Source organism: Melioribacteraceae bacterium 4301-Me, assembly GCA_041538185.1.
Taxonomy (GTDB): domain Bacteria; phylum Bacteroidota; class Ignavibacteria; order Ignavibacteriales; family Melioribacteraceae; genus Pyranulibacter; species Pyranulibacter aquaticus.
This window is the reverse complement of the sequence record JBGORM010000001.1, coordinates 747611-771634: the sequence shown is the minus strand read 5'-3', so window position 1 is coordinate 771634 and position 24024 is coordinate 747611. Positions and strand designations below refer to the sequence as shown.

General features: G+C 32.7%; 19 protein-coding genes, 5 tRNA genes and 1 pseudogene. 20 read left to right on the top strand and 5 right to left on the bottom strand.

Annotated features, from left to right (window positions below; translation table 11 throughout):
* Nucleotides 1-47: 47 nt before the first annotated feature.
* From ABRY23_03435 to ABRY23_03420, 4 genes and pseudogenes are all read left to right on the top strand, one after another.
* Nucleotides 48-120 (top strand) — tRNA-Gly (locus tag ABRY23_03435).
* Nucleotides 121-208: 88 nt separating this feature from the next.
* Nucleotides 209-283, top strand: a tRNA-Val gene (locus ABRY23_03430).
* A gap of 39 nt (nucleotides 284-322) precedes the next feature.
* A pseudogene (locus ABRY23_03425) lies at nucleotides 323-520 on the top strand (GIY-YIG nuclease family protein).
* Nucleotides 521-1333: 813 nt separating this feature from the next.
* Nucleotides 1334-1921, top strand: coding sequence for a hypothetical protein (locus tag ABRY23_03420; protein MFA3782095.1), 588 nt, complete (start codon nucleotides 1334-1336; stop codon nucleotides 1919-1921).
* Nucleotides 1922-3148: 1227 nt separating this feature from the next.
* On the opposite strand, the gene ABRY23_03415 is transcribed toward ABRY23_03420, so the two are convergent.
* Nucleotides 3149-3222: transfer RNA gene (locus ABRY23_03415), tRNA-Ile, on the bottom strand.
* 589 nt (nucleotides 3223-3811) lie between these two features.
* Between ABRY23_03415 and ABRY23_03410 the strand changes: the two genes are divergently transcribed.
* The 16 genes from ABRY23_03410 to ABRY23_03335 all read left to right on the top strand — a co-directional run bounded on the left by ABRY23_03410 (nucleotide 3812) and on the right by ABRY23_03335 (nucleotide 18908).
* Nucleotides 3812-3897: transfer RNA gene (locus ABRY23_03410), tRNA-Leu, on the top strand.
* Nucleotides 3898-4037: 140 nt separating this feature from the next.
* A tRNA-Val gene (locus tag ABRY23_03405) sits at nucleotides 4038-4112 on the top strand.
* Nucleotides 4113-4151: 39 nt separating this feature from the next.
* Entirely contained in the window at nucleotides 4152-6101 is a 1950-nt protein-coding gene (gene thrS / locus ABRY23_03400; protein ID MFA3782094.1) for a threonine--tRNA ligase, read from the top strand.
* A gap of 11 nt (nucleotides 6102-6112) precedes the next feature.
* On the top strand, nucleotides 6113-6640 hold the full coding sequence (gene infC, locus ABRY23_03395) for a translation initiation factor IF-3 (GenBank protein ID MFA3782093.1): 528 nt from the start codon (nucleotides 6113-6115) through the stop codon (nucleotides 6638-6640).
* Between the two features lie 14 nt (nucleotides 6641-6654).
* Complete coding sequence (rpmI, locus tag ABRY23_03390; GenBank protein ID MFA3782092.1) at nucleotides 6655-6846, top strand: 50S ribosomal protein L35; 192 nt, start codon at nucleotides 6655-6657, stop codon at nucleotides 6844-6846.
* A 15-nt stretch (nucleotides 6847-6861) separates the two neighbouring features.
* Nucleotides 6862-7209, top strand: coding sequence for a 50S ribosomal protein L20 (rplT, locus tag ABRY23_03385; GenBank protein ID MFA3782091.1), 348 nt, complete (start codon nucleotides 6862-6864; stop codon nucleotides 7207-7209).
* Between the two features lie 103 nt (nucleotides 7210-7312).
* Nucleotides 7313-8302, top strand: coding sequence for a phenylalanine--tRNA ligase subunit alpha (pheS, locus tag ABRY23_03380; GenBank protein ID MFA3782090.1), 990 nt, complete (start codon nucleotides 7313-7315; stop codon nucleotides 8300-8302).
* A gap of 43 nt (nucleotides 8303-8345) precedes the next feature.
* Complete coding sequence (gene pheT, locus ABRY23_03375; protein ID MFA3782089.1) at nucleotides 8346-10745, top strand: phenylalanine--tRNA ligase subunit beta; 2400 nt, start codon at nucleotides 8346-8348, stop codon at nucleotides 10743-10745.
* Nucleotides 10723-11061, top strand: a complete 339-nt coding sequence (locus ABRY23_03370) for a hypothetical protein (protein ID MFA3782088.1) — start codon at nucleotides 10723-10725, stop codon at nucleotides 11059-11061. Before pheT ends, ABRY23_03370 begins: the two co-directional genes overlap by 23 nt.
* A gap of 26 nt (nucleotides 11062-11087) precedes the next feature.
* Entirely contained in the window at nucleotides 11088-11384 is a 297-nt protein-coding gene (gene zapA, locus ABRY23_03365; GenBank protein ID MFA3782087.1) for a cell division protein ZapA, read from the top strand.
* Nucleotides 11385-11618: 234 nt separating this feature from the next.
* Nucleotides 11619-13187 carry a ribonuclease Y gene (gene rny, locus ABRY23_03360; protein MFA3782086.1) on the top strand — a complete coding sequence of 523 codons (1569 nt, stop codon included), beginning with the start codon at nucleotides 11619-11621 and terminating at the stop codon, nucleotides 13185-13187.
* Between the two features lie 84 nt (nucleotides 13188-13271).
* Nucleotides 13272-13877, top strand: a complete 606-nt coding sequence (coaE, locus tag ABRY23_03355; protein ID MFA3782085.1) for a dephospho-CoA kinase — start codon at nucleotides 13272-13274, stop codon at nucleotides 13875-13877.
* A 329-nt stretch (nucleotides 13878-14206) separates the two neighbouring features.
* Entirely contained in the window at nucleotides 14207-15106 is a 900-nt protein-coding gene (locus ABRY23_03350) for a proline dehydrogenase family protein (GenBank protein ID MFA3782084.1), read from the top strand.
* Nucleotides 15107-15138: 32 nt separating this feature from the next.
* The gene (gene tsaD / locus ABRY23_03345; GenBank protein ID MFA3782083.1) at nucleotides 15139-16182 is read left to right on the top strand and encodes a tRNA (adenosine(37)-N6)-threonylcarbamoyltransferase complex transferase subunit TsaD; all 1044 of its coding nucleotides are present in this window, start codon (nucleotides 15139-15141) and stop codon (nucleotides 16180-16182) included.
* A gap of 27 nt (nucleotides 16183-16209) precedes the next feature.
* Entirely contained in the window at nucleotides 16210-17256 is a 1047-nt protein-coding gene (gene mltG / locus ABRY23_03340) for an endolytic transglycosylase MltG (GenBank protein ID MFA3782082.1), read from the top strand.
* Nucleotides 17229-18908 carry an Ig-like domain-containing protein gene (locus tag ABRY23_03335; protein ID MFA3782081.1) on the top strand — a complete coding sequence of 560 codons (1680 nt, stop codon included), beginning with the start codon at nucleotides 17229-17231 and terminating at the stop codon, nucleotides 18906-18908. The genes mltG and ABRY23_03335 overlap by 28 nt, the downstream gene beginning before the upstream one ends.
* 868 nt (nucleotides 18909-19776) lie before the next feature.
* On the opposite strand, the gene ABRY23_03330 is transcribed toward ABRY23_03335, so the two are convergent.
* The 4 genes from ABRY23_03330 to hutI are packed head-to-tail and all read right to left on the bottom strand — an operon-like array spanning nucleotide 19777 to nucleotide 23969.
* Entirely contained in the window at nucleotides 19777-21003 is a 1227-nt protein-coding gene (locus tag ABRY23_03330; GenBank protein ID MFA3782080.1) for an exo-beta-N-acetylmuramidase NamZ domain-containing protein, read from the bottom strand.
* Nucleotides 21004-21010: 7 nt separating this feature from the next.
* Nucleotides 21011-21649, bottom strand: coding sequence for a cyclodeaminase/cyclohydrolase family protein (locus ABRY23_03325; GenBank protein ID MFA3782079.1), 639 nt, complete (start codon nucleotides 21647-21649; stop codon nucleotides 21011-21013).
* A gap of 50 nt (nucleotides 21650-21699) precedes the next feature.
* The gene (ftcD, locus tag ABRY23_03320) at nucleotides 21700-22716 is read right to left on the bottom strand and encodes a glutamate formimidoyltransferase (protein ID MFA3782078.1); all 1017 of its coding nucleotides are present in this window, start codon (nucleotides 22714-22716) and stop codon (nucleotides 21700-21702) included.
* Nucleotides 22713-23969: an imidazolonepropionase gene (gene hutI / locus ABRY23_03315; GenBank protein ID MFA3782077.1), complete on the bottom strand. Its 1257-nt coding sequence runs from the start codon at nucleotides 23967-23969 to the stop codon at nucleotides 22713-22715. Before hutI ends, ftcD begins: the two co-directional genes overlap by 4 nt.
* Between the last annotated feature and the right edge of the window lie 55 nt (nucleotides 23970-24024).

Below are 24024 nucleotides of genomic sequence, written 5' to 3'. Positions count from 1 at the left end.
AAAAACTTGAATTAGAGAAAATGGTTGGATAATTTTGTGTATAGAGTGCGGGTGTAACTCAGTTGGTAGAGTATCGGCTTCCCAAGCCGGTTGTCGCGGGTTCGAGTCCCGTCGCCCGCTCAAAAAATATCTTCTCACTTTTGTTGAAATAAATGTCTAAAAACTCTATACTTGTAACCGTTTTTTGAAAAATAGTTAACTCCATAATGGGCGCTTAGCTCAGCTGGTTCAGAGCACCTGCCTTACAAGCAGGGGGTCGTAGGTTCGAATCCTTCAGCGCCCACAAATAAGACCTCGCTAAGTAAAGAGGTCTTTTTAATTTATGGGCTATCAAGTCTACGTATTAAAATCAGATAAGAATTATAGTTATACAGGGCAAACATCAAACCTGGAAGACCGATTATCCCGTCATTCTCATAACCGTTCCGCATATACGAAAAACAAGGGTTGTTGGAGATTGATAATTAGTTGTGAGGTTAATAGCCGTTCGGAAGCTGTGAGATTGGAGAGGAGATTAAAGAAGATGAAAAATGTAGAAAAGGCAATTGAATATTTGAGGAAATTAAAGTTAGATAGTGAAGCTGGTTCAGAGCATCCCGACTTAAAGTCGGGAGGGTCGTAGGTTCTTCCGAAGGAATGCCTGGCGGCAGAATCCTTCAGCGCCCACAACTATAATGCCTTGTAATTCAATAAATTACAAGGCTTTTTTGGTTTAAAGGGAAATCGACTGAAGTAGAAACTGAAGTAGTTTGGAAGGATCTTCTTCGGCTGTTTTTAGCAAACCTGGCGCTTAAAGACCGCTCTAGATAGACTTGAATAAAAGCACGTTATGCGTAAAACTCACGCCTGGGTTCCATTATAGCCAGTTCTAACAAGGAGCCCACTCGGTTGACTCTCTGAGACCTTTCTATTAAGCTGGTCTATAAAATCTTTTTGATCAATTTGATCTTCACTTTGAGTTACCCACTCTCATCTAATGAATATATCATCGTTTAAGTGGTTAGTCTATTACAAAAATATATAAATACCATTATTTTTATATTAAATTAAGTCTTTATAATACTAGAACTAACAGGAATTGTCCGGACATATATCTATCTATAAGAAAAACTATGGTTTATACTCAGGTTATGAATAAATTTAAGGGAGTAAAGAGTCCGCTTGATAATATTCTTTAATAGCGTGCAGACTATGTGGAATTTTAAGAAGAAAATGTTTGAAAACAAAGAATTTTATAAGAATAGAAAAGAATATAGTATGCAGAACCGGCATGCATACTATGCGGAATTTTGGCGGGTTAAATAATAGTTAGGTGTTTTAATAAAGGAGAAAGATGATTGGCTATTTAATCGCTGCTGTTAGTTTATTGGTAAATCTTGTTCTCTATTATTTGAAAGACAAATCTGATAAAGAACTTGTTAAAATTAAGCATAAATATGAAGATGAAAAAGGTCTTCGTGAAAAAAGGTATTCTGTTTATAAAGAATATCTGACAAAATTGGATACGATTAATTCAACACTTTACTTAAGCCAGAACTGTGAGAAGATGAGGCAAAAGGTTGTTGAAGTATTTGAACAAGTAAAATCGAATCCGAATAATTTGGATAAATATGCTGAAGTGATGAAAGAACAATTTGAATTGATTGTTGAATGGATTAAAGAAAACAATAAACTCTTAGATGAAATAAATGCAGTTAAACTAGTTAGTAGCAAAAAGGTATTTGATATTCTTGAAAATTATCAAAAAATTACAAAAGAAAGTTTGGAAGCTACTGCTGGATTTACATTCGAAGTTGCATTTATGGGCCCCGGTAATTTTAGTCTTGATTCTATGTTGAATTCAACAAAAAAGTATGAAGAGTTGCAAAAAATAAAACTAGATTTAGAAAAAGCAATGAGAGAAGACATAGGTAATTCGTAAACACCTAACCTGCAACTCAAAGCGACCGCGTCTATGACGCAGTCGTTTGATGTGGTTATTGGGTTTTGTATTTCAGAGTAAGTTTGTTGTTCAAAGTTGATTTACATAACGAAACTGATTTATAAATAAAAGTTGTTGGCAAATGTAGCATCGCTGTTATGGGCGGCGCTTTAGTTGCAACGCCGTTAGTAAAATATATGGCATAAATGATAAACATAAAAAATCCAACCGACAACAATGTGCATAACCAATGGCAGGTAAGGTGCTTAAAATGAAAGAATTATACATAGACTAAACGGCAGCAATAGAGTGAAAGTAAGTGCATGAAAACCCCCTAACTACTTATACACTTAACCGTTTTGTGCCATAAAAAGCATCAATTTAAAATAAACTACAATAATAGAATTTTGATATTTGTCCTGATTGCGTTTATTCAGCAAATGGATTTTTCTACTGTCTTATGCCAATAAAAAGCCCCGGCGAGGGTAACCGGGGCTAAAAGTAAAGAAGTATAAAAACGAGGCGTTTAGCGTCGGCAGAAGGTGTGAGCCGATGCAATTGTAACCTAACTAATGCCCTCGAAAAAGTCAAAACTTAAACTTAGCGCTTAAATCCTAATAAGACAGCCTACCAGTATCGGGCGTTCTAATAGTGATAGGGGAGGTAAGACTTTTCACTGCGAGCTCACCCCCTTAGTAATTAGCTGAGTCTGTAAAATAACTTGTGTAAATGGAATTTTAGATTAAAGAACATTTTTTAGTTGCTCCTGAAAAATAATAGATAAATGAGAAATAACAACTGCCCAGTTCTGTATGAGTATTCACCATTTCGTGGTTTGTACAGTCCATTTTTTTTCATCAAATCTTCACGAGTTTTATTTTCTATATATCAGCTTTTAACTGCTCAAATATTTCTTCGTTTAAGTCCATTTGTGAATCTCCTTATTAAATGGTTAATCATTTAATGATCTTTTTAGTTAGTTAAAGCTGTTCTATTACACTCTACAGCTACATCAACGACAGACAGATTTTACAACAAGATAGACATAGAACAGATGAACGAGGAGTTAAAGAAATACCCGATGATAGATGAGCTGAGAAGGAGACTAAGTAAGGAAGAATAACATAGAACTGAAGTACAATTTGTGTAAAGTATGCAAAGAATTGGCAAGAATCACAAATTAGTACAACAAAAAACCCCATTTTTGGATTAAAAATGGGGTTTTTGTGGGCCCAGAAGGACTTGAACCTCCGACCCGCTGATTATGAGTCAGCTGCTCTAACCAACTGAGCTATGGGCCCTAATTATTTTTAAAGCGGCACAAATTTAACACATTATAAACTTTCAACCAAGTGGGTTAAAAAAAATTTTTTTATTCATACACTTGAATATTCTTACTTTGTCTTGAGTATCCATTCTAAAACTAGAATTAAAAACTCGTCAGAATCAGTGCTGTCCAAAATAATTTTGAAGTCAAATCCCGAAGGGATGAATTACCAAATAAATTTAGAAAACTTCAAGATTTTTTGGACTATTCTACTTGTCTTGTAAATCAATCCCTATCTCGTCCCTACGGGACTTTTAACTTTAGTTTGATATTTATTTATTCTATAACTATATAATCCCTAAAGGGATTAGATTGGTTTAAGGATAATCAAAGCTTTATTGTCCCCTCAGGACAAAATATTTATAGGATAAAGAACAAAGAAATAGATTAAGTCCATTTAGGGACGAAATAAAAAATATATTGGACAGATCACTTCGACAGCTAATCAGTTGATTCCGACTCATAATTATTGCACGAAATCTAATTAAAAACTATATTTGTTTTCCAATTTAAGTATAAAATGTAATTTTAGGTAAGTTCTTTTAAGATTGTTTTAGTTTTTTGCCGGGGTGGCGGAATTGGTAGACGCACAGGACTTAAAATCCTGTGGGTGTTTACACCCGTGCCGGTTCGAGTCCGGCCCTCGGTACTTGTTTAAGGAAAAAGATAAAAGGAAAAAGGTAAAAGGAAAAAGGTAAAAGGAAAAAGGTAAAAGGAAAAAGTATAGTGCTACTTTTTACTTTGTACTTTTTACTTTGTACTTTTTACTTTGTACTTAATACTTAACCCGGGTTCTTAGCTCAGTTTGGTTAGAGCGACTGCTTGACGTGCAGTAGGTCATAGGTTCGAATCCTATAGAACCCACACAAATCGGAAGAGTTCCGTTTTTTTTTAAATAGAGATATGAATAATAAAATAAAAATAAAATTTCCTGACGGCTCTGAAAAAGAATTTGATAAAGGTATTACAGCTTTTGAAGTTGCAAAATTAATTTCAGACCGCTTAGCTGAAGAGGCTCTTGTTGCTAAAATTAATGGTGAACTGAAAGACCTTTATTCAAAAATAAATAATGATGCTTCCTTACAAATTCTTACTTTTAACGATGCTGAAGGTCAACATACTTATTGGCATTCAACATCGCATTTGATGGCTCATGCAATTCAATCAATTTATCCCGAAGCAAAATTTGGAGTTGGACCTGCAATAGAAAATGGCTTTTATTATGATGTTGATATTGATACTAAAATTTCCGAGGAAGACCTTCCTAAAATAGAACAACGAATGCTGGAAATCGCAAAGTTAGGTAATCAATTCAAAAGGTCCGAAGTTTCAAAGCAAGAGGCTTATGAATTCTTTAAAAAGAAAGGTGACCCTTACAAACAAGAAATTATTAGTGAACTTGATGAAGACAAAGATATAATTAGCATTTATCAAGAAGGTGATTTTATTGATTTGTGTACCGGTCCACATATTCCGGATACAAGTAAAATTAAGTACATTAAGTTACTAAGTGTTTCTGGTTCATATTGGAGAGGAGACGAAAAAAATAAACAACTGCAAAGAATTTATGGTATTTCATTTCCCAAGAAAAAAATGCTCGATGATTATTTAACATTACTTGAAGAAGCAAAAAAACGAGATCACCGCAAGCTTGGGAAAGAATTAGAGCTGTTTATGATATCACCTAAAGTTGGAGTAGGGCTGCCAATATGGCTTCCTAAAGGTACAATTTTAAGAGATACTTTAGAAAAATTCTTACGTGAAGAACAACTTAAGCGCGGCTATCTGCCTGTTGTTACTCCACATATTGGAAATATCGAACTTTACAAAACAAGTGGTCACTACCCTTATTATAAAGATAGTCAATTCCCTACATTGAAATTAGAAGATGGGCATGAAGAGTATTTACTAAAACCAATGAATTGTCCACATCATTTTCAAATTTATGCTTCAAAACCGAGAAGTTACAGAGATTTACCCATAAGAATTGCTGAATTTGGCACGGTTTACAGATACGAACAATCCGGTGAATTAAATGGCTTGACAAGAGTTAGATGCTTTGCAGTTGACGATTCTCATATTTTTGTAAGGCAGGACCAATTAAAAGAAGAAGTATGCAATGTAATTGAATTAATTCAAGTTGTTTTTTCTGTTATGGGCTTTAAGGATTTTACCACCCAACTTTCATTTCGTGATGATAATGTTGAAAAATATGGCGGCGATATTTCTTTGTGGGAGAAAGCACAGAAAGAAATTCAAGAAGCTGCTGATTTAATGAAACTGAATTATGTAGTTGCAGAAGGTGAGGCAGCTTTTTATGGCCCGAAGATTGATTTTATGGTTAAAGACGCTTTAGGCAGAAAATGGCAGCTGGGTACTGTACAAGTCGATTATGTTATGCCTGAGCGATTTGATTTAGAATATATTGGTTCGGATGGACAAAAGCACAGACCTGTTGTAATTCATCGTGCACCTTTTGGTTCACTTGAAAGGTTTATCGGCGTTCTTATTGAACACTATGCAGGTTATTTCCCTACATGGTTAGCTCCAGTACAAGTAGCTGTTATTCCTGTTTCACAAAATTTCTTCGATTATGCCTCAAAGGTTCATAATCTGCTGAAAGAAAATAATGTTAGAGCTGAACTGGATTTAAGAAGTGAAAAAGTAGGCTATAAAATACGCGACTGGGAAACACAAAAGGTGCCATACATGCTAATAGTGGGAGAAAAAGAAAAAGAAACTAATTCTGTGTCTGTAAGACAGCATAAAGTTGGAGATAAAGGGAATTTCCCCTTAGAAAATTTTTTACAACAAATTTTATATGAAATAAATAACAAAATAAATCATAACTAGAGAGGTAGTTTATCGCTCAAATTAATTATCGAGTTAATCAAGAAATCAAAATACCGCAGGTAAGGTTAATTGATTCTAACGGAGAACAAGTTGGTATTGTTAGTATTAAAGAGGCTCTTAAAAGAGCACAAGAACAGGAATTGGATTTAGTAGAAATTGCACCACAAGCAAATCCGCCTGTATGCAAAATTATTGATTATGGTAAGTTCGTTTATGAACTTCAGAAAAAAGAAAAACTGCAAAGGAAAAAACAACAAGTAAGCATATTAAAAGAAATAAGACTTCATCCAAATACTGATACACACGATTTCGATTTTAAGGTTCGCCATGCAATTAATTTTATTGAAGAAGGCAATAAAGTAAAAGTATCGGTTTTGTTTAAAGGAAGGGAATTAGCTTATACAGAGTTGGGTGAAAATTTACTGAAGAAATTTATTGAAAGAATGTCTGAGGTCGCTAAAGTAGAACAAGAAATAAAATTTGAAGGAAGAACAATGCATACAATTTTAACACCGCTTAAAAGTAAAAAGAAAAAATAGAATAAGGAAAAACCATGCCTAAAATGAAAAGCAATCGTGGAGCCGCAAAAACTTTCAAAAGAACCGGCTCCGGTAAAATTAAAAGATATCGTGCTTATAAATCGCACATTTTAACATCTAAATCAACTAAAAGAAAAAGAAGATTGAGAAAATCTACTTTAGTTTCTAAAGCTGATTCTAAACGAATCTCTTTAATGATTCAATAACTAAAAGGTGAGAATATGCCAAGAGCAAAAAATAATGTAGCTTCTCGCAGAAGAAGAAAAAAAATGTTACGTCTTGCAAAAGGATATTGGGGTGCACGCAAAAATGTGTGGACAGTAGCAAAGCACCATATTGAAAAAGGACTTTTACATGCTTACAGAGATAGAAAATTAAAAAAGAGAACTTATAGACAGTTATGGATTGTTCGTATTAATGCTGCCGCCAGATTAAATGGGACTACTTATTCTAAGTTAATTCATGCTATGGATGAAAAAGGTGTTGCTATAAATAGAAAGCTGTTAGCTAATCTTGCTGTGGAAAATCCCCAAGCTTTTGCTGATGTAGTAAAATTTGTAATGAACTAATTTTTCCCCTCCGAATTTTCTTTATTACATTTTCGGAGGGTTTTTTTTTAAATTTTTTTGTGTAGAATTTTAATCTGATAGTGCAGCTTTATGGATGGAAAAAATGGAAAATAAAATTTTAGATGCAAAAAACAGCTTCGAAAATGAGTTAAAAAAAATTGATAACCTCTCTAAACTTGAAGAATTGCGAATAAAATATTTAAGTCGTAAGGGAACACTAAACCAGCTTTTTGATGAATTTAAGAACCTGCCTTCTGCTGAAAAACAAAAATATGGTAAATCGCTAAATGAACTGAAAAATTTTTTCCAAGAAAATTACGAGAAACTTAAGGCTAATCTTGAGCAGACTGAAACTAAAGTTGAAGATTTTATCGATTGGTCTTTACCTGGAAGAAAAAGAAATCTGGGGAGCAAACACATTTTAATCCAGACTTTAGATGAAATTAAGTCAGTTTTTAAATCGATTGGTTTTTCAGTTTACGAAGGCCCAGAGTTAGAATCAGATTATAATAATTTTGAAGCATTAAATTTTCCTTCTGACCACCCAGCCAGAGATATGCAGGATACTTTTTTTATTAACAATTCTTTTTTATTGAGAACTCATACCTCTCCAGTTCAAATTCGTGTTATGCAACAATTAAAGCCGCCAATAAGAGTGATAGTTCCGGGTAAAGTCTATCGAAACGAGGCTATAAGTGCTAAAAGTTACTGCTTATTCCATCAAGTTGAAGGATTGTATGTAGATACAGATGTTACTTTCAGCGAACTAAAAGGAACTCTGGTTTCCTTCGCCAAACAACTCTTTGGGGACAATTTAAAATATAGATTTAGAGCAAGCTTTTTCCCTTTTACAGAGCCTAGCGCTGAAATGGATATTTGGTGGCAGCCAACTGGAAAAGAAGGTAGATGGCTTGAAATTCTTGGCTGCGGCATGGTCGACCCTAATGTTTTAACTAATGTTGGAATTGACCCTGAACATTATACAGGTTATGCTTTTGGTATGGGCGTTGAAAGAATGACCTTACTTAAATATGGTATAGATGATATTAGAATTTTCTTCGATAACGATAAAAGATTTCTAATCCAATTTTAATTATTTCATGTGTATTAACTCGTTTTAGCTTGGAGACTAAAAAGTGAAAGTTTCTATTAATTGGCTGAAAAATTATGTTGATCTTTCAGGTATTCCACTTCAAGAAATTATTGATAAGCTTACTCTTGCAGGTTTAGAAGTTGAAGAGGTTTATAATCAATCTGAAATTTTTAAAAATATTGTAGTTGGATTTGTTAAAGATGTTAAGAAACATCCGAATGCAGACAAACTAAAATTGTGCGTGGTTTCTGATGGTAAATCTGACTTTAACGTAATTTGCGGTGCTCCAAATGTAGCCGTAAATCAAAAAGTAGCTTTTGCTAAAATTGGTGCCGTAATACCCGATAGCGGTCAAGTCCTATCAAAAGTAAAAATTAGAGGCGAAGTTTCTTATGGTATGATTTGTTCTGAAAAAGAACTTGGACTAAGTGATAACCACGAAGGTATTATGGTTCTTAATTCTAATTTAGAAGTAGGAATGCCTTTATCCATTGCACTTGGCATGAATGATATAATTTTGGAAGTTGCAATTACCCCAAATAGACAAGATGCTTTGAGTCATATCGGTATTGCCAGAGATTTAGCAGCTATTTTCGATAGGGAATTAATATTGCCTGAAATTAAAATTAACGAAGAGGGCGAGAGCTCGGATAAGCTTGTTTCTATAGAAGTTATTGACTCGGTTAAATGTCCTCGTTACGTTGGTAAAGTTGTTACAGGTGTGACAATTAAAGAATCTCCAGAATGGCTGAAAACATTATTAAAAAATATTGGATTAAGACCAATCAATAATGTTGTAGATGTAACTAACTTTGTGTTATATGAAATTGGGCAGCCGCTGCATGCATTCGACCTTAATAAATTAGCTGGAAAGAAAATTATTGTTAAGACTGCAAATGAACGAGAAAAGTTTGTCACGCTTGATTCTAAAGAACGTCAGCTGAGTAAAGACGACTTAATGATTTGCGATGGAGAAAAAAGTGTTGCTATTGCCGGCATTATGGGCGGTGAAAATTCTGAAGTAACCTTTGATACTAAAAACATATTAATTGAGAGCGCCTTTTTTAACCCATCTTCAATAAGAAAAACATCTAAGCGTCTTGGATTGTCAACTGAAGCATCCTATCGTTTTGAAAGAGGAACTGATCCAGATATAACTTTATGGGCAGCAAGAAGAGCAGCACAGTTAATTTTGGAAACTGCAGGCGGCAAAATTTCCAAAGGTGAGATTGATGTTTATCCCAACAAAATGCCTAATAAAATTTTAGAGCTGCGTTATTTTCGACTTGAGAAGATTTTGGGCTATAAGATAGATATTAGCACTGTTAATAAAATTTTAGAGAAACTAGGCTTCGAAATCATTTTTAGAAACAATGATAAAATCACAGTTAAAGTTCCTTTAAGAAGACACGATGTAGAAAGAGAAATTGACTTAATTGAAGAAGTAGCAAGAATATATGGCTATGATAAAATTCCAGAAGTCTCTAAAATTAATGTAACATTAGATAAAAAAATTGACCAATCCGAATTTGCCAATAAGATACGTGATATTTTAACCGGACTTGGATTCTATGAAATAATTACTAATTCTTTATTAAAAGGAGAAATTGCTGAAAGATTTGGAGTTCCGATTAGAATATTAAATCCACAAAGCAGTGAAATGACGCATTTAAGAACTTCCTTAATTCCCGGAACGCTTTTAACAATAAGCAAGAATATAAAAGTAAAAGAAAATGATTTAATGTTTTTTGAGATAGGAAAGGTTTTCAATCAGATTGCTAAGGAAATTAGAACGTTTGAAGATTTCGAGGAAACTGAGCAATTAATTATAACAATAACTGGGAAAGCAATAAACACAGAGTGGTATGAAAAAGACAGAGAGTTTGATTTCTATGATTTGAAAGGATTTGCCACAGAATTTTTCACCAAATTATTTCCTAACTCTAATGGGAGAATAAACTTTTGTAAGAAAGACGATTTATTTAACTACCGATTTGAGTATGAGTTGAATGGAGAGACTATTGGTTATGGCGGCAAGTTGAATAAAGAATTTGCAAAGCTTTTTGATATAACTCAAAATGTATTTTCTTTTGTTGCAGATTTAGATAAATTAAGAAAAATAGAAGCAAGCAGTCGCAAATTTAAAGAATTATTAAAATTCCCGAAAGTATATAGAGATTTTGCTTTTATATTAGACAGAACTGTAACGTTTGAGGAAGTAGTGAAAGTTATAAAAGAATCTAGTTCTAACTTGTTGCATAATATAAAGTTATTTGATATCTTTCAAAGTGACAGTTTAGGTAAAGGTAAAAAAAGCTTGGCTTTTCAGTTAGAGTATTACAGTGAAAACAGAACTTTAACAGAAGAAGAAGTAGACAAAGATTTTTGGGAAGCAATTAAAGCTGTAGAGAAAAAATTGAATGGGAAATTACGAGGCAAATAACTTGTCAGAAAACTCTAAGTACGATTTATTTTTAGAAGAACTAAATGCCTTAGAAAAGCAGGTATATTACTTTATTCAAAAGGGGATAGAGCTTTCAGAGTTCAATGAGGCCTTAGAAAAAAAAATTGCTAAACTTGAAGCTGAAAATACCAGTTTAAAAAAGAAATTAAATGAAATAGAAGAGAAATTAAGTAAACCTTTTTTTGACGAATCAAGCTCATTAGGAGATGAATTTGTTAAAGCGGAGGGGAAAGAAAAACTAAAAAAAAAGATTGATGAATTAATTGCCCGTTTAGATTTTCATTTACGTTCTTAAAAAAATGTAGATGGGCAGGAATTAACATGGAAAAAAAGAAGCTTAAAGTAAAAATATTTGATAAAGAATACTCACTTTTAGTAGAAAATCAAGAAATAGCTGCTGAATTGGCTCAGTATGTGAATAATATAATGGAAGAAACAAAAGAAGAATTGCCGGATCAGCCAAAAGATACTATTGCAATTATTGCTGCATTAAACATAGCATATGAATTGTTTGTAGAGAAAAATAAGTATCGTGAATTCAGCATACAAGCTACTGATAAAATAAAAAAGATTAAGCTTCTTCTTAACGACTCCAGGTTAATTTCAACCCCATCATAATTTTTGCGCCCTGTCGACTTATATATATGAAGAACTATAGTAAAACTAACAGGGTTATTGACTCGCGGCGTGTATTACAGGCCTCACCCCAATTTTTTGGGGATTCTGCTTCGGCAGGACAGTGGAAGTAAAAAGCGTCGGGCAATTTCCCGCATTGTGTAAGAAGGGTTCTTCTACACATAAAATCGACAGGCGCGCATTATTTTATTTCTTATTGTATTTTATGGAGGATACATGTTCCTTGAAGTATATCTTATTGCTCTTAGTGCTATTGTAATTATAGCCCTGTCGTTTTTTCTAGGCTGGTATATAAATTCTAAATTTGGTAAAAACAGTATTTTTGTCGCAAAAGAAGAAGCAAAAAAAATTCTTGAAGATGCAGAAAAAGAAGCAAAACAAATTAAACGAGAGAAATTACTCGAAGTTAAAGATGAATGGCTTAGGAAAAAGCAAGAATTTGATAACGAAGTAAATACTAAACGCCAAAAGCTGCAGAATCATGAAAAACAACTTGAAACACGCGAAGAAAACCTTGAGAAAAAATTTGATGTTGTACTTCAAAAAGAAAAAGAAGTAAAGGAAAAAGAAAAATACGTAGATTCATTAAAAGTTGAGTTAGAGAAGAAAAAGTTAGAACTTGACCAATTAATTGCCGAACAAAACTTACGCTTAGAAAAAACGGCTGCGTTAACTGCTGAAGAAGCTAAAAAAATGCTCATGGAAAATATGATTAATAAGGCAAAATCAGATGCAGCTCAAGCAATTAAAGAAATTCGCGAACAGGCAAAAATAGATGCAAAAAAAGAAGCACAAAAGATTATTGTACAAGCAATCCAACGAACAGCAGTAGACCATTCAGTAGAATCTACTGTCTCAGTTGTTCAAATCCAAAACGATGAGATGAAAGGCAGAATTATTGGTCGTGAGGGCAGAAATATTCGCTCTTTTGAGGCAGTAACTGGTGTTGACGTTATTGTTGATGACACACCCGAAGCCGTTATCCTTTCTGCATTTGACCAATATCGTAGAGAAATAGCTAGAATTTCGTTGGAGAGACTTATTGCTGATGGCAGAATTCACCCAGCAAGAATTGAGGAAGTTGTTGCTAAAGTTGAACAAGAGTTGGATGAAGAAATCCAAAAGGAAGGTGAAAGTACTGTTATTCAACTCGGTATTCATGGTATGCATCCGGAACTGATTAAGCATGTGGGCAAAATGAAATATCGTTCGAGCTATGGACAAAATTTATTGCAGCACAGCATTGAGGTGGCTTATTTAACTGGTATAATGGCAGCGGAACTGCGCTTGGATGCTAATCTTGCTAAACGTGCTGGACTTTTGCACGACATTGGTAAAACTATTGACAAGAGCACCGAAGGTCCACATGCATTATTAGGTTATGACCTGGCGAAAAAATATAATGAACATCCAATTGTTATTAATGCAATTGGAAGTCATCATGAAGATATTGAAATGGAGCACCCGATTGCAGCCTTAGTACAAGCTGCTGATGCAATTAGCGGGGCAAGACCTGGTGCACGCAGAGAACCACTCGAAAGTTACGTTAAACGCCTGGAAAATTTAGAGGCAATTGCTAAAACCTTTGAAGGAGTTGCAAAAACTTATGCTATTCAAGCCGGCAGAGAAGTTAGAGTTATAGTTGAACCAGATAAGGTAGATGACGAATTTTCAGATAGACTCGCTGCAGATATTGCCCAAAAAATACAAGAAGAAATGGAATATCCTGGACAAATAAAAGTAACAGTAATTAGAGAAGTAAGAAAAATAGCTTACGCTAAATAAAGTTTTATTTGCATTTTTAGTGCTGCCAGAAAGTTTTTTGCTATGTCTTAAAAAAATAACTTTTTAACTGGCAGCTTTTTTATTATGAATAAAAAAAAATTGCTTATTGGAATAACAGGCGGTATTGGAGCCGGTAAATCTTATGTTAGTGATTATATTGAATCTAAAGGTTATCCGGTATTAAGAGCAGATGATATTGCGAAAAGCTTGTTAACCAGTGACCCAGTTGTAAAAAAGAAAATAATAAGTAAATTTGGCGAAGAAGCTTACATTAATAATAAACCCAATACCATTTACCTTGCAAATACTGTCTTTAACAATTCTAATAAATTGGAAGAAATCAACTCTATAGTTCATCCACCTACACTTACAAAAATTGAACAAGAAGCTGTCAAATTGTTTAAAAAATTCTCTCTCGTATTTGTTGAATCTGCTTTAATCTATGAGGCAAATTTTAGTGATATGTTTAGTTATGTTGTGTTAATTTACACTAATAAAGAAGAAAGAATTAAACGAGTTACATCCAAAAATAAAATGGATGTAAAACAAGTTAAGCAAAGAATGAAGTTTCAAATACCAGATGAGCAAAAGAAAAAAAAAGCTGATTTTGTTATTGAAAATAACTCTACACTTGAAGAGCTTAGGCTAAAAGTTGATATGCTTTTGAACATCATTAAAAGCTTGCAATAGTTTTTTGTTTCTTGAGAAAATGATTAAATAATTTAGTAAAATTAATTTATCACTCGTTTAGATATTTTTTCACCTTAACTTAAACCCAAAAAAATCATGAGAATTCACCACTTTGTGGTGTGTCATCAAAGTAGTTATTATTTATTAAACTTGTTTAATCCATTTTATAACCTGTTAGCAGGCTGGTGGGAAATTTGGGTTAAACTTATCTAAGAGCCAATCTAAAACATTAGATATTTATCAAGACAAATACTGTTTTTACATTTCTTGATAAATAGCATAGCTTGAGCTAATTTTGAAACAACCTATTATTGATTAAAGGTGGTGTTTTGGAACTCATTAATAATCTTATTGTGTCAATTGTACAAATTTTGCCAAAGTCTACCATTCACATTTTTGCGAAGAAGTATATTGCTGGAGAAGAATTAGAAGATGCTATTAAAGTTGTGAAAGAATTAAACAAAAAAGGGATTTTAGCAACGATAGACGTACTTGGTGAATCGGTTAAGAACAAAAGTGAATCTCAAGAGGCTAAAAATGAATGCCTTAAAGTTTTAGATGCAATTGAAATGAATAAGTTAAATGCCAACCTCTCTATTAAACCCACTCAATTAGGATTATCAATAGACAAGGATTTTTGTTTTCAACAAGTCTCCGAATTATTAGAACGAGCAAAAAAGTATAATAATTTTGTAAGGATTGATATGGAGGACTCAACTGTTACAGATGCTACTATAGAATTGTATAATCGTTTGAGAGAGAAGTATGATAATGTTGGCATTGTAGTTCAAGCTTATTTAAAAAGAACTATTAATGATGTAGAAAAATTAAATCCTTCTAAAGCTAACTATCGCTTATGCAAAGGTATTTACATTGAGTCAGAAAAAATTGCTTATAAAGATAAGCAGAAAATTCGTGACAATTATTTATTACTCTTAAATAAAATGCTTGATGATGGCAACTATGTTGGCATTGCAACCCATGATGATTATTTGATAGAGCAAGCATATAAGATGATAAAAGAAAAAAATATACCAAAGGATAAATTTGAATTCCAAATGTTGTATGGTGTTAAAGAAAATTTAAGGGATAAGATTAATTCTGATGGCTACAAAATTAGAATCTATGTTCCTTTCGGTAAGCATTGGTATGCTTATTCAGTTCGTAGGCTAAAGGAGAATCCTCATTTAGCTTGGGAAATTACAAAAAGTATTTTCTCTTTGAATTAAATCCTTCGTCACTAATTTTTTCAGGATGCTTGATGAACATACTTGGTATAGAGACGTCATGTGATGAGACATCAGTTGCAATTTTAGTCAATGATGAAGTAAAAGTTAATTTAGTCTCGTCACAGGATTTTCACATTAATTATGGCGGGGTTGTACCTGAGCTTTCCAGTAGAGCCCATCTTCAAATTATTATCCCGCTGTTAAGACAAGCATTAGAAAAACTTAAGTTAAGCATAGAAGAAATAGACTTAATTTCAGCTACTGCAGGTCCCGGTTTAATAGGTGCATTATTGGTCGGTTTAACTTTTGCTAAAGGATTGGCTTTTTCGCTAAATAAACCTTTTGTTCCTGTAGATCATATAGAGGGACATATATTTTCGGCATTTTTACAATATGGGAATTCAGAACTAATCAAACCAAATTTCCCATATTTATGTTTAGTTGTATCTGGAGGTCATACTTTATTACTGCTTGTTAAAAGCGACCTTGAAATTATTAAATTGGGAACTACAGTTGATGACGCTGCTGGTGAAGCTTTTGATAAGGTGGCTAAAATGATTGGTCTCGGTTATCCTGGTGGACCAAAAATACAAAGTTTAGCTTATAATTACACTGAATCAAATTTAATAAGTTTTCCTGTATCGAAAACTCAAAATGATTATGACTTTTCTTTTAGTGGTTTAAAAACTGCCGTATTAAGATATGTATTGAAAGAATATGGTAGCAGAGAAAAAATAAAAGAGGAAGATAAACCAAAAATTGCTGCCTCTTTTCAAAATGCGGTAGTAAAAGCACTTACTAAAAATGTAGAGAAAGCTTTATCGAATTATAAGGTAGATTCATTTGCTCTTGTCGGTGGTGTAGCTGCAAATAAATTTTTAAGAGATGAACTTGCAGAGCTTACAAAGAAATACGGAATTAAGTTTGTTGTTCCCAGTCTGGAATTCTGTGGCGATAATGGGGCTATGATTGCTTATCGGGCATGGAGATTGCATTTAGCAGGCAGAAAGTTTAATTATGAGTATAATGCCTATCCAAGCTTGAAAGAAAATAAATTAATTGTACCCGAACTTTAGATTATTTAAAATCATTCTGCAATTCAAATGAAATTTTATTTCTCAAATTCAAAATCGCTTTTAAGTAACAACGATATATACTTAGTTTCTATTTTCTTTGGTTTTGTGTTAGGGTTACTTCTATTTACGTTTTTTTCTCCTAACTATTATAATGAAAAAGAACCAGTTTCTGTTGATATTCCAAAAGGGTTAACTTTATCTCAAGTTGTTGATTCTTTATATAAAAAAAATGTTATACCAAATAAAACTAACATGAAGATAGCTGCTGTTTTGTATGGTGCTGAAAGAAAAATTAAAGCAGGACGATATCAAATTCCAAATGGGCTTAGCTATCTTCAACTGATTGAACTTTTACTAAAAGGTGAGCCCGAAAAAGAAATTCGAATTACAATCCCAGAGGGAATTTGGCAAAACAATCTCGCAAAACTGCTTAAAGATTCGCTTGGAATTGACTCAACTGAATTTATGAGGTTAAGTAATGATAAAAATTTCTTAAACCAAATCGGGGTGCATTCAGAAAAGTTAGAGGGGTATCTTTTGCCTGATACTTATTATTTTTTTAGGAATTCGACTGCTGTTGATGTAATATTGAGACTAAAAAATGCAATGTATAGAATTTTTACAGACACGATAAAAGAGCGGATGAAAGAACTGAACATGACCATGAATCAAGTTCTCACTTTAGCATCGATAATTGATGCTGAATCAAATAAAGTTTCTGAATTTAGACGTATATCTGGCGTTTACCACAATAGATTGAAAAAGGGGATGCTTTTACAAGCAGACCCAACAATTCAATATTTAATTAGAGATAAACATAAAAACAAAATCTACTACAAAAATTTACTTATTGATTCTAAATACAATACTTATCTTTATAACGGTTTGCCTCCGTCACCAATTAATAATCCCGGCAAAGATGCTATTTATGCAGCGTTGTACCCTGAGAAACATAATTATTACTATTTTGTGGCCGACGGCAATGGGGGCCATCTTTTTGCTAAAAATGAAAAAGAACATCTCATTAATGTGAGAAAATACAGAGAATGGCGAAAGCTGCAAACTTCAAAATAATTTTTGCAATTATCTGCTCTATTGTTATGCTTAAATGTGCTAATCAATTGCCGCCAGGCGGAGGACCAATTGACAAAACCCCTCCTAAAATAATAGAAATTTTCCCTGCAGACGGCACTATAAATTATCATGAAAATTACTTCGAAATTACTTTTTCTGAATATGTAGACAAAAGATCTGTGATAGAATCTATTTTTATTTCACCTTCAGTTGAAGGACAAAAAGAATATGATTGGAGCGGCAGAACTTTAAGAGTAAGTTTCCGAGATTCACTAAAGAAAAATACTACTTACACCATAACAATTGGTACTGATGTAAAAGATATTAATAATGGAAATAAAATGGCAGAAGCTGTAACATTTGCATTTTCGACTGGCGATAAAATCTATAACGGCACTATTTCTGGTAAAGTCTATGGCAACAATATTTCGGGAACTATGATTTTTGCATACAAAATATTGAAAGATTCATCTGTAAATCCTTTAGTGCAAAAACCAGATTTTATTTCGCAAGTTGGAAATAACGGCTTCTATAAATTGGTAGGAATTTCCGACGGTGTTTATCGTGTTTTTGCAATTTTGGATAAATACCGCGACTTAAAATATAACCCGCAAGATGATATGTTCGGATGTTACTCCTCAGATATTCTCCTAAATGAAAAAGACAATCAAAAAACAGGGATTGATTTTCAACTTTCTATGACTGATACCACATTGCCAAAAATTACTTTTGCAAGAATGACCGACAAAAATCATATCCTCGTTGAATTTAATAAAAGTATTGATAGCGTTAATACACGTGCAAGTAATTTTTATTTGTTCGACTCAACAATTAATTTAAAAATTATACCTAAATATTTTTTTAAGGGACAAGCCAGAAAAAATCAATACTCAATTGCTTTCGAAAATGATTTTAGTGAGAATGATAGGGTGTTTTTGTTCTCGAGAAATATACCTGACCTACAAAATAATCATTCTAAATTAGATTCCCTGCAAGTTTATGTTGTAACAAAACCGGATACAATGCCTGTAAGATTAATCAAAAAGGAAGGAATACCAATTAAAGAAAAACTATCTTTTACCAAACCAATTGTAAATTTGGTGTTTAACGATGCAATAGATTCCGCCAGCTTCTTAAAGGCGCTTTCATTTTTTGGCTCTAAAAATGAAAGTTACCCAATTAAAATAAACCGAATAGATGACGCTAATTTTCTAATTGAAATCGACAAAAAATTAAAACCAAATACTAATTATCAATTGAAAGTTGACATGAGTGAGTTGACCGATATTTCCGGTAATAAGCTTGATACTGTTATTACATTGAATTTTGTTACTGATAGTGAATTAGACTATTCAGCTGTAACTGGTTCGATAAAAAATTTATCAGTTGGAGTTGATGCTTATGCAGTACTGGATAATACTGGCAGCGAAGGAATTAAATATAAAAGTAAGGTGCAGGCAAACGGAGCGTTTGAATTTAATAAGATTTTACCCGGTAAATATTTATTATGGTATTTTATTGATAAAAATAATAATGGGAAATACGATAATGGAAAAGTTTATCCATTTGAACCATCAGAAAAATTTAGCTACTATGCTGATACGTTAAACGTACGAGCACGGTGGCCAATTGGTGATGTGGTGATACAGTAAAAATCCATATATTTATTTGCTGTTTTTTTAATAACAATTTTTTACTCTCAAAGCACGCTCTTTAAAATTAACCCCAAATTTTCCAACAGCTTCTAACAGGTTAGGAAAATGGGAATCCATCACTTCGTGATTTGCCCTTCGGGCCGATAAGCCGTAACCAAAGTGGGTTAATATTATTAGCTAATGTATAGAAAGAAGTTTGGGTAATAAGGTAATCCACAATGTGGTAAATTCTCAAAGGTTGAGCTCCTGTGAAGCATAGGGTATGTTACTAAGGTTAGGGAAAAGAACTAAGATTTTTATGAAAAGAAATATTTTGCTAAGAATGAGTAAGTGAAAAAAACATTGCATAACCTTAAAAGAAAATTAAGTTGTTAACAAAGATAACCTTAGTAACAAAGCATTTCCTAATTGAGATTAACCTTATTAGCTTATAAAAATGAGTTCTTAAAAAATAAGGTAATAAGTTTAAGTTCTTGAGATTGAAGACATGTTACTAAGGTTAGGGAAAACTGACTAATGTTTTTATGAACGAAGATATTTTATTAATATGATTTAGCAGGGTAAAAACATTGCATAAGCTTAGAAAGAGGGTATGCTAATAGCTGAAGTAAACCTTAATAACAAAGCACTAACAAGATTAAATTAACCTTATTACCTTATGAAATGATAATTAATCTAAGAGATATTAAAAGCAATTATAATCAAAATAAAAGGGACAAGAATAAAGTAAGAAGGATAATCTGTGAATAATAGGGGTAAATATGGATATCATGTAGGAAAGTGACAAGTAAGTGCGAGTATATAATTTTCTAATGAATAGTTGGGGTAAAAACTATTAGCTTTTGAGTAGTTATTAGGAAAGGCATCATTCGTATAGGTAATATTTTTTTGAAAGCTTTTTAAAATTTTCTATATCTTGTATAAGAAGTGAGCTTATATCAGATGTACGCCATCTATTAGTAAATATTTTCCTTAACTTATCAGTACCTAACACATTATCGAACATTTTTATTCTTGAATCTTTAGCTTGCTTAAAAATATCTTTAGCAGGGTACATTTTATGTATAATTTCCAATAAATAAAATTGTATTTTCATCAAGTTTACGCGATTTATATCAGTGATATGAATCAATACACCAGAAATAACTGAGTCTTTAAAGGTACCATAATATGGGATATAAGAAATTGGCGTGAATAGTAATCCCGGCAAGCCAAGTTTATTCATAGCTGTTGCTAAAGAATCTCCGTTAATCCAAGTAGCTCCAAAAGTTTGAAATGGCAGTGTATTTCCAATACCTATCGACATTGTTTGTAACTCGCCAACAATTCCAGTTGCAACTTGATAATATGGGGTAAATGGATAGGGCACATGAGTAGAAGTTGGCAGCCAAATTAAGCCTGTATCGTTAAACTGCATTTTCCTTTGCCATCCTCGCATGGGTACTACTGTTAATTTACATTTAACTTTACTTGATAACATTCCCTCATCATTAATCAATCTAGCCAATTCTCCACATGTTAATCCGTATACATAAGGAATTTTATAAGGTGAGACAAAAGAAATAAAATTATCTTCAACAATGTTTCCTTCCACCCTTACACCGCCAAGTGGATTAGGTCGATCTAATACAACAAATTCAATATTATTTTCTGCAGCGGCTTCCATGCACAAGCCAAGTGTAGTGATGTAAGTGTATGCTCTTATGCCTGTATCTTGGATATCGTAGACAAGTACATCTATTCCTTTCAGCATATATTTTTCTGGTTTTTTAAAATTACCGTATAATGAATAAACCATTAAGCCTGTTTTTTTATCAATATGATTATTATATGGTTGTCCGGCAGAAAATATACCATCAATCCCATGCTCAGGGGAAAAAAGGGCTACTAACTTAAATTCTTTTTGGGATGTAAAAATTTCAATAGTAGATTTTAATTTGCTGTTATAACCTGTTTGATTTGTAATTAAGCCTACCCGTTTACCTTTCAATAAGGAGAAATTACTTTTTTGCAGTACATCAATTCCTAATAGTACTTTGCCATTTAAAAAAAGTAATGGGACAAAAAACAAGTACAACACTAATCTTTTCATGTATTTGCTAATTAGCTTTTGAGCTTAATTTAGAAATAATTGTTTGATTTATTAAACGAGCATTTGAAGTAACTTCTTGTAAAAGGATGCCAACTTGTTTTCTTAATTCATTTGCTAAGGTTTGATTTGTAAGTGCATTGCAGTTAATTAAAACATTTAAATAAGCACCTTCTGCAGCTAAAGAAATCAATAATGCAGCAACACCAGCGTCAGAAATAGAATTTACATTTCCTTTTTCTGATATATCTTTAATAAGAGGCATCATTTCATAGCAAGTTTTAATTACCTCAGAAGGAATTTCTGCAGAATTAAAAGTTGCCTCTTCAATTTTTTTTGACCGAGTTTCTTTTTGCTCATCAGTATCTTTTGGTAGTTTGTATGCTTCCATTACAGAGTTGAAAGCTTCATTATCCTTTTCGGATAGTTCTATAAACTTTTTTTGGTAGGTCTCAAATTTTAGTTTTAATTCTTGCATTGTATTTTCAACTTCGGCATATTTTTTTTTGCCTATTGTTAGGTTGCAAACCATTAGTGCAAGACTTGAAGCTAATGCGCCGCAGAAAGCGGATACATTTCCACCCCCTGGCGTTGGTGAGCTGGACGACAGTTCTTTCAGATAATCATCAATTGTTTTCATGTGATTCATATATTCCCTTTATTATGTTGTAAGTTCCTATTGTTAAGCTAACTTAATTACTAAATCATATATTCTATAATTTTTTCTTCGGGTTTGAACTCATGAAGGCTGTTTAAACCCAAGTTTTCTATTGCAGCATTTATTAATAGATTTTCATTTTCTTCTTTACAATTAGTATAAAATCTGCCGGCTTGAAGGATAGCTTGTAAAGGCACTAATCCTACTATTTCACTTCCTTTTACTTTCACGCCTAACTTATCGGCTTCTTTTTTTACTTCCTCATAAGCAACATGTAGAGGTGTAACAGTATAATTTTTTAAGTTCATAGATACTTGAGTAATATTAAATTTTTCCAGAGTTACTCCCATTCCTTGTACAGCTTTAAGTTTGCCAGGCACCCTTATGGTTTGTCCATTAATCTTCATAACATTGCCACTTTCATCTCTTTTGGGGTAACCGCTTTCTCTTAATATTTCTGCTATTCTTTTTGCATATTGAACATCTGTAGAATCAATATTAACGTTGTATGCAATTAAAAAGAACCTTGAACCAGTCACAATAGCACCTAGTTTTTCATTAAATACAGGTTCACCGAAGTCAGGATACCAGTTTGGATCTTTTAGTTTTTCTTTTAGTCCTTCATATTCACCTTTACGGATATTTGCTAAAGTTTTGCGTTCAGGTTTTTTTGCTGCATCTTCATATAAATATACTGGCACATTAAGTTCTTTTGAAATGATTTTCCCAAATTCTTCGGATATTTTTACACACTCTTCTGTGGAAGTATTAGCAACTGGAATGAAAGGTACCACATCAATTGCACCAATTCGAGGGTGTTCACCTTTGTGCTTTCTCATGTCTATGCATGATGCTGCTGCTTTGCATGCGTTTATAGCACCATTAAGCACTCCACTTTCATTTCCCGCAAAAGTAACTACAACTCTATTATAATCTGCATCTGGTTCAAGACTCAGTAATTTGACATCTTTTGTAGAATTAATTGCTTCTCTAATTTTATTGAAGGTATCTAAATTTTTACCTTCGCTAAAGTTAGGTACACATTCGATGATTTTCATAAAACCTTCTCATTTTTTTTATAAATAATATTTCCTTTTTTAATTGTCATGTTGCATGTATTTTGTCCAATGTTATAAAAAATTTCGTTGTAATTCTCAACATCGAATACAGAAAAATCAGCTTGTTTGCCTATTTCTATGCTGCCGATTATTTTATTTCTATCTAAGGCTTTTGCTGCATTAATCGTATAAGCAGAAATGATTTCTTCTGGTTTCATTTTCATTTTTATTAATGCAAGATCAAAAATTAAACTAAGATTTTGAATGTTGGAGCTGCCGGGGTTATAATCAGTAGAGAGAGCAATTATAGCATTTGAATCTATTAGTTTTCTTGCCGGAGCGTATTCATAGTCTAAGAAAAAAGAAACCCCAGGCAGAAGAACAACTGCAGTGTCTGACTTAGATATTTTATTAATTCCTTCTTCAGTAACTGCTTCGAGGTGATCCACGGAGGTTATTTTATAATCAGATGTTAAATTTATTCCGCCGATAGAGTGAAATTGGTCAGTATGTAATTTTAGTTTTAAGCCAAACTCTAAGGCTTTATTAAATATAGAACTTATTTGCTTAGGATTGAAAGCTGTCTTCTCGCAAAAAGCATCACAAAATTCAGCTAATTTATTTTTAGATATAAATGGCAATATCTGTTTATTTATTAGTTCGATATATTTTTCTTGTTCATTCTTATACTCTAATGGAAATGTGTGTGCACCAAGAAAGGTTGGCACTATATCAATTGCTTCTGTCTTTCTAAAATGGTTTATTACTTGTAGCAGCTTGATTTCATCATAATAACTTAAACCGTAGCCACTTTTTATTTCTAACGTTGTTATACCTTGTTGAATGAAATTATTTATTTTTGGTTTAATAGCTGCTATTAAATCATCGTAAGAAGCATTACGTACTGATTTAACTGTCGATAGTATTCCACCGCCTTGATTTGCAATTTGCTCGTATTGCAATCCCTGCGTTCGCAGAATAAACTCATTTGCTCTTGAGCCAATAAATGCAGTGTGTGTGTGGCATTCGACCAATCCAGGCAAAATCGTCTTGTTTTTTACATCTATTATTAAATCAAATTTGTACTTGTTTACCTTTGAATTTGGAATTATATCTTTAATTATTTCGTCTTCGGTTACAATTGAATGTTCGGTAAGCACTTCAATATCGGCAAGTTCTTCACCTCTTTTCAAATTTTTACCATTAGTATTAACAGTTACTATTTGAGATGGATTTAAAAGAATTTTTTTCATTTGGAAAAGAGTAAAGACAAAGTAATTTTCAAAAAAGACACCTTAACTTAGCGAG